Below are 7,294 nucleotides of genomic sequence, written 5' to 3' on the forward strand. Positions count from 1 at the left end.
TCGTCGCCGCGCATCGCGCTAACGCCCTGCACGACGCCCACCTAGACGACCCCGAGTTCGGTTACCGGTTCCTCGTCGACGAAGCCCGCGACGCAGGCCAGCCCATGGCCGAGCGCACCGGCTGGGCGATCTGCCGGGACAACGGCTGGTGGTCCACCTTCGGCAAGCGTGGCCGCGGCAAGCACAAGAAGGCCGGCCCTGCCGTGCACGACGATCTCGTGCAACGCATCTTCACCGCGACAGCACCCAACCAGGTGTGGCTGACCGACGTCACGGAACATTGGACCGGTGAGGGCAAGGTCTACCTATGTGCGATCAAGGACCTGTACTCCAACCGCATCGTGGGCTACTCCATCGACTCGCGCATGAAGTCCCGTCTGGCCGTCAACGCGCTCAACAATGCGGTCGCACGCAGGGGTGACCTGACTCGTGCCACCGGGGTGTGTCAGTCCAGGGTGATGTCGAGGGCGTCGAGGATGGCTTGGGCGGGCTTGGTGATGGGGTCGCGGGCGATGTGGTCGTGGCCGGCGATGCGGACGGTGATCTGCTGAATGGGTTTCAGCGCGTGGAGGATCTTCCTCACCGTCAGCCCGGTCGCGGTGTTGAGGTAGCGGCTGATCGCGAGGGCTGCGAACACGATCGTGAGGTGCGCTTGCGAATCGCGTCGCGCGTGTGGTGGAACATGGGCCGCGCCTTCAGGTCCGTTTTCGACATTCGGAATGACTGCTCGACGTGCCATAGGTCGTGATAGCTGGACATGACCTCGGCCGCGGGCATCACGCTCGCGGGGATGTTCGTGACGTAGCCCTTCAGCCCCACCAAGCGTCGCGCCCGCGCCAGCGACGCCTCGTCGATCTTGCGGGAGCCGCTCACGGTCTTCACGAAGCGTGGCATGCGGGCGGCCTTGTCGCCGGCGACGACGTCCCGGGCGCGTTCTTCCTGCAAGGTCAGGGTGCGGTTGTCGCGCACGGCACGCTTGCCGGAGTACGCCCATACCGCCCGCCACGAGTTGTCATGCTCGGGCTTCCAGATGGGTTCGGCCTTGACCATCGGATCGGACGCGCCGGCCTTGGTGCGTCCGTGGCGGGGTGTGGTGGTGTCGATGACCTGCCCGTCGTGAAAGGCGTCGCCATGCCACCGGAAGTGCGACTCGAGATCGACCGGTGCCTTGGTCGTGCGGGACCCGACGATGAAATGCAGTCCCGCGTCGTCGAGCTCGCGCAGGTTGGTCGCTGACAGCATGCCGGCGTCGGCGACGACCACGAACCCTTCGAGGGAGTGACGCTGACGGAACTGGTTCACGATCGGGACCAGCGTGAGGGTCTCGGCCTTGTTGCCCTCGAAGCAGCCGATCTCGAGTGGGAAACCGTTCCTATCAACCAGCAGTCCGACGACGATCTGCGGGTCGATGCGCCGCTCTTTCGAATAGCCGACCTTGCGCAGGGCGTCTTCGTCTTCGGCTTCGAAGTACAAGGTCGTGACGTCGTACAGGCACAAGCTGATGTCGCCCACGGATGAGGCGTGGGCGAAGCAGGCATCGGCGATGAGGGAGCGGTAGTCGCGCTCCTGGGCGCGTTGCAGGGAGCGGAACATGGTCCGCAGCGACGCGTGAGTGATCCCGAGTTCACGCAAGACGCGCAGCGAGTCGGCCTTCGAGGTCGGCTCGATCAGACGCGCCAGCACGAGTTGCGCGAACGCGTCGTCGTCGACGATGTCGAAGCCCAGATCCGTGTACGCGGCCTGAAGTACCTGCCACAACACCGCATTCGACTTTGACGTGATGTCCACCGCCCCCGGCTGACCCTCAGCCGGGTGGGGGCTGACGCCGTCGAGCGTGAGCTCGCCTTGGCCGGGGTAGAGCTTGCCGCGCGCGACCGCCATCAGCGCCGCGAGCTCAGCATCATCGTGCGCGGTGCCGACGTGCTCGAGCACCACGTCACGACCCGCACGCCGTTCCGCGATCTGGACCTTCACCGCCCCCGACCGGCCCGGGGACTTCCGCACGAACACCACATCCCCGACCGTACCGCGCACCGGGGTGTGTCAATCACGACGCTCGAAACTCAACTACCAGGCTGAATACTCACGGGAACCGGCGATCAGCGAAAAGTGGCACGAGTCAGGCTAACGATGCAATCGCTGACAGCCCAACCACGAGTGCGAAAGTCAACACGGGGGGCATCAGGGACGATGCGGCGGAAAAAGGACGATGCGCCCGTTCCGTCCGGCAGTGGCCGGGACGGACGTCACGCCTCGCCGAGCACCAGCCCCAGCTCGGTCAGCTCCGCGACGAACTCCCGCACCTGTGCGGCCACCTCCTCGACCGGGGCGCCGTAGCCCTCGGCCAGCTCGGCCACGATCTCGGACTCGGTCAGCGTCCCGTCGATCCGCACCCAGATCTCGAAGGCGGTGCCCTCGAACACGTAGGGCACCTGCTGCTCCTCGAGCCGCGGCAGGTTCAGGACCGTCGCGCGGTCCTCAGAGGTGACCTCCGCGAGGCCCTCGTGGCGGGTGAGCGGGGACGGCGCGGTCATGGGTTCATCCTGCCGGATAGCTAGCCAAGATCGGCGAGCGGCGACTCGGAATCGACGAGTCGCTCCGCGATGAGCTGCGCCCCGTACTTCGTCAGGTGGACCCGGTCGGGCGAGAGCGGATTCCCGGCGCCATCGAACACCGGGACGGTGACCCCATCACCCCCGAGCAAGCGGATCACGTCGACATAGTTGGGCACTACCGGCGCCAAGGCGTCGTTGAGCTCGACGGTGCCATCGAGCACCTCCGTGCGGGCGGTGGGCCGCTCGTCCATGGGCACTCGAGCGAACGCGTTGAGGTTCCACCCGAAGTTCTTGGTGCCGAACACGTAGACCTCCGCGGGATCGAGGCTCTGCAGCACGTCGACCTGCCCGAGAACCCCATCGACGGTGCCGCCTTGGACCGCCAGCACCACCACGGTGTCGGGCGTGACGGAAGCTTGAAGCAGAGCGACATCCAGCGTTTCGGCGTAGGCGATGCGGCCCTCGAGTCCAGGATTGGCCTCGAGCAGCACGTTGGCCGCATCACGACCGAAGCTGTTCCCGATCACCAGTACGTCGGGATCCGGGGGTGCTCCGGCCGATCCCACCGCAACGTCGCGGATGCTCTCGTTGTAGCTGATGTAGACGTCGCCGCCGGCTTCGATGTTGGGGAACGCACGCTCGGGGTATCCCTGATTCACGTGCCATGCCAGCCCGAGCGCGATGATCCCCGCCGCAGCTGGCACCAATGCAATCGCGAGGAGCCGCCCGCTCACCCGCTTCGGGTCCCTGAACGGGGTCTCGATGAAGCGCCAGGACAGCCAGCTCAACGCGAGGATCGGGAGAACGAGCAACCCCAGCAACCACGGGCTGGGTTCCGACACCGACGCCACCCGGATGAAGGCGAAGACAGGCTGATGGATCAGGTACGCCGAGTAGCTGATGAGACCTATGACCACCATCGGCTTCCACGAGAGCGCCGGACGCACCACCGAATCGGAACCTCCCCACACCAGGATCGCCGCGGCGCCCAGCACGGGCACGAGCAGCCACATGCCGGGCGACAGCACGCTCTGATCGAAGACCAGGATCGCACCTAGAACCGCGGCGAGACCCAGGGTGGGGAGCACCCGCTCGATACGCCTGCCCGAGGGCCGAACGAACGTCGCCAACGCACCGGCGAGCAGTTCCCACGCACGGTACTGGGGCAGGTAGAACGCCATGTCCGGGTCCGACCTCACTCCCGCGACCGCGAGCACCAGGCTCCCGACCGCCAAGGCAGCAAGCACAGCCACCACGGCACCCGTACGACGCCGCACTGCCCACAGCACGATCGCCAGGATCAGCGGGTACACCAGGTAGAACTGCTCTTCGACGCCGAGGCTCCACGTGTGAAGCAGGGGCTTGAAGGCGCTCTCAAGCTCCCAGTAGCCGCTCGTCATCGCAAGAAGGATGTTGTTCGCGCCGAACATGGTCGCCACTGCGCTCTGCCCGAAGTTCTGGATGAAGTCCGGGAACATCAGCATCCACGCGAACGGGAAGGATGCGGCGACCACGACAGTCAGCGCTGGAAGAATCCGTCGCACACGGCGGAGGTAGAACTTGCGGAAGGAGAAGGTGCCCTCGCGATGCTCGCGACGCAGGATCCCTGTGATCAGGTAACCCGAGATCACAAAGAAGACATCGACCCCGACCCACCCGCCGCCGAACAGACCGAAGCCCGCGTGCCCGAGGATGACCGCAAGGACGGCGACTGCCCGGAGCCCATCGATGTGAGCGAGATAGTGGGGTGCGCGGCTCCGCGACCCAAGTCCGGCACGCTCCTCGGTGGCGGTGGCTGTCACGCATCTCCTCCCAAGCTGTGTCGACGCGGCATGCTAGCACCCGCGCATTTCGTCGGCGTGACGGGCGCCCATGCCGCTTCGACCGGCCTTGAACGACATCGACCGGCGGCCCCGTCACACTCCGGTCGGCACGGGCCCCAACTGAATCAGCTGGGCGACGAAGTCGTGCACCTCGGGGGCGATCTCGTCAGCCGGCGCCTCGTAGCCCTCGGCGAGCTCGATCACGATCTCCTGCTCGGTGCGCGTGCCGTCGATCCGGATCCAGATCTCGAAGGCGGTGCCTTCGAAGATGCAGGGCACCTGTTGCTCCTCGAGGCGAGGGAGGTTGAGCACCGTGGCGCGGGTGTCCGAGGTGACCTCAGCGAGGCCCTCGTGGCGGGTGAGCGGGGACGGCGCGGTCATGGGTTCATCCTGCCTGATACGCGCCGCAGCGGTCAGCGGATCATGAAGTCCCGTAGCTACGCCGCGGTGACGGTGACCGAGATCGTGGCGTTCACAGGGCCACCCCCGGAGTTGCCGCTAAGCGCGAACACGAGGTCCTCGCTGACAAGGTCGTCGCTGCTGCCCCATGTGCGACGGAACGCGAGCGTCGCGGACGCCGGCGAAGTGCCCGCGACCAGGTTGCCCCCGAGGTATGTGAAGACGCCATTCGAGTAGCTCCACAAGGTGGTATCGAACCCGCTGACATTTGCGTTACGCGTGGTCTTCGGCCAGGTCACCACAGTCACCGTGATTGGCGACGCCAGGTATGCGCCACCGGCCCCTCCCATGGGGTCCGCCACGTTGACGGCAAGGCTCACGTCGACAAGCCCGCGGTTCGTACCGTCTTCGACCGTCGACTCGGCGCTCTAGTCAGAGAAGGAAACGGTGGGCTTGGTGCCCGGCGATGCGGCGACGGATGACGAGGATGTAGCGATCAGGATCGCGGGCGTAGCCCAGGCGGCACCCCGGACGATACGTCGTCGAGAGATTCGCGCGTCGGCGATGTCAGTCCCGGTCAGGACCCCCAGTATTGGCTCCGCGTGTCAGTCGCTTGGCGCACACAGGCTATGAGGCCTCGGCGCCGATTTCAAGTTACTGAACACAAGTGCGCCATATGTCTGGAATGGGGCGCGCGGCGCGCGACTCCCCGCCTAGGCCACGACGACCCGTCGGACCGATGCGGCATGCTCAGTCACGGCCCCGTGGATCATCGCAGCAAGGATGATCTCCGTGCCCGCTATCCGCGTGCCCGGCTCGAGTCCGAGCCGCGCCGTGATGCCGGCGCTGCCGCAGTGCCCGAGAGCGCCCTCGTAGGTGAAGGTCGCGCGGCCGCTGCCGGCGTCGACCATGAGTGTCCAACCCTCCTCGGCTCCGCGGTCGAGCAGGTGCCATGCGGGATCGGCCTCGAACCACACGCCCGGGGCGTCGACGGTGAGCGTCGCACGGCGGATCGGGGGGCCGTCGGCAGATTCGAAGACCACGCTCGCGCGCAGGAACAGCGCGGCGGAACCGTCGCCCGCGGCCTCCATCGCGGCGAGGTCGGAAAGGTGCAGCTGGCCGATCGGCGCGGGCGCGACCGGGGTCCCGTGCGAGGCGCCGCCGGCGAGCGTGGCTTCGAGAAAAGTGGTCGGCGTAGCGGCCGCCATTCGGCGCGCCTGGCCCTGAGTCAGATGTGCGTCCACCGGGCCCTCTCCCGTAGTCAAGCCGGGCGCCCCCTCAGGCACCGCGGCCGCCGTCGAGCCTGACAGACGCAAATTACCGCGTCACGCGGCTCGCGCGAAAGTGCAAGTGCGCAAAGTCTCACTGGGGAACATCAGGGGCGATTCGCACGTATGGGTTGACCCTCAAGCGGCCTGTGGCACAAGCGCAAGCACCACGACCGTCACGACCACCATTCCTACGATGATGATCGCCCACCCAGGAGCGCCTCCATGGTCGCGTGCAAGCCAAGGCTTGTCGATGGACCTGCGTTGCCGAACGTGTCGATAGCCCATGTGAATCCCCCCAAGGCCCCTCATCGCTGTAGGGGGATAGTAAAGGGGCAAAACGGACAAGCACCATAGGTGGCAGTGAAAGTTCACGGGACTTTTACACCACATTCGTCCGGCCCTGCCCGACAATGCAGCGGCCGCTTCAGCCACCTTGCGAGGAGCACCGGTGTTTCCTCACCGAAACGAACAGCAACACGCTTCCCGGCTACCGCACAGCGCGAGATAGCGGTTGGACCTCACGGGCCGAGGGCTAAACCATGCCGCCCAAGTGAGTGCGGGACGGCCCGCATGGTTCGACTGCGAGGGACCGCGTCAGGGCGTGAGCGCGGTCACGTTTGCAGAACCTCCCGAGTAGGAGGCCGACACCGAAACGGCGTTCGCCGGGAAAGTTGCCGGGTGCGCGCCACCAAGCGAGACGGTCAACGAGGGCACGGTGTCCGCGTTCGCGAGAGCAACCGCTCGAGTGAACACGACGGTAGCGGTAGAGCCTGAAGGCGTGATGATCGGGTCGGACCAGCCAGTGCCAGCGTAGGTCACGTGGCTGTCACCGCTGGTTCCAAGAGTGAGCTGCCGGTACTTACCGAAGCCGTTGGATGCGAGGTGGACAACGAACGTCGCAACGATCTGAGTGATGTTGTAGGAGCTGTCGTTGTTCACACGCTGGATGCCGGTGACGTCACGAGTATGCGTGCCCGTGCCGCCAAGCGTGACCACGAGCGTCGGGGCGATGTTGTCAGAGCCGTTCGCGGCCGCGGGCACCGCGGTCGCCAGCACAATGGCAGGCGTCGCCCACGCGGCTCCCTGGATGATCCTGCGTCGCGAGACTCCGGCAGTCTGAGTAGTGCCCCTTAGAGTGGTGTAGCCCTCGGCGGTGGCAAGCCTCCTCGTAAATGAGGAAGCGGCCACCGTGAGGACCTTCGAGTTCACCCTTGCAAAGTTCTCTCGAACGGAACATCACGATGAC

The 7,294-nt window shown here is 66.1% G+C and carries 7 protein-coding genes and 1 pseudogene; 1 reads left to right on the top strand and 7 read right to left on the bottom strand.

Annotated elements, in window-relative coordinates; all coding sequences use genetic code 11:
* The first annotated feature begins 104 nt into the window (after positions 1-104).
* Positions 105-551: a DDE-type integrase/transposase/recombinase gene (locus tag ABEA62_RS07440; protein WP_286214868.1), complete on the top strand. Its 447-nt coding sequence runs from the start codon at positions 105-107 to the stop codon at positions 549-551.
* Here ABEA62_RS07440 and ABEA62_RS07445 read toward each other — a convergent pair.
* From ABEA62_RS07445 to ABEA62_RS07475, 7 genes and pseudogenes are all read right to left on the bottom strand, one after another.
* Positions 446-2,013, bottom strand: a pseudogene (locus ABEA62_RS07445) (IS1634 family transposase). The gene ABEA62_RS07440 and the pseudogene ABEA62_RS07445 overlap by 106 nt on opposite strands.
* Before the next feature lie 233 nt (positions 2,014-2,246).
* Positions 2,247-2,534, bottom strand: coding sequence for a PqqD family protein (locus ABEA62_RS07450; protein ID WP_286214864.1), 288 nt, complete (start codon positions 2,532-2,534; stop codon positions 2,247-2,249).
* Positions 2,535-2,554: 20 nt separating this feature from the next.
* Positions 2,555-4,357: an acyltransferase family protein gene (locus ABEA62_RS07455; protein ID WP_345379398.1), complete on the bottom strand. Its 1,803-nt coding sequence runs from the start codon at positions 4,355-4,357 to the stop codon at positions 2,555-2,557.
* Between the two features lie 114 nt (positions 4,358-4,471).
* Entirely contained in the window at positions 4,472-4,759 is a 288-nt protein-coding gene (locus ABEA62_RS07460; RefSeq protein WP_286214860.1) for a PqqD family protein, read from the bottom strand.
* Positions 4,760-4,815: 56 nt separating this feature from the next.
* Complete coding sequence (locus ABEA62_RS07465; RefSeq protein WP_345379401.1) at positions 4,816-5,157, bottom strand: hypothetical protein; 342 nt, start codon at positions 5,155-5,157, stop codon at positions 4,816-4,818.
* A gap of 333 nt (positions 5,158-5,490) precedes the next feature.
* Positions 5,491-5,985, bottom strand: coding sequence for a hypothetical protein (locus ABEA62_RS07470; protein WP_345379403.1), 495 nt, complete (start codon positions 5,983-5,985; stop codon positions 5,491-5,493).
* Positions 5,986-6,642: 657 nt separating this feature from the next.
* Complete coding sequence (locus ABEA62_RS07475) at positions 6,643-7,257, bottom strand: hypothetical protein (protein WP_286214857.1); 615 nt, start codon at positions 7,255-7,257, stop codon at positions 6,643-6,645.
* Positions 7,258-7,294: the final 37 nt, after the last annotated feature.

The sequence above is a fragment of the Demequina sediminis genome (assembly GCF_039545075.1).
Classification (GTDB): Bacteria; Actinomycetota; Actinomycetes; order Actinomycetales; family Demequinaceae; genus Demequina; species Demequina sediminis.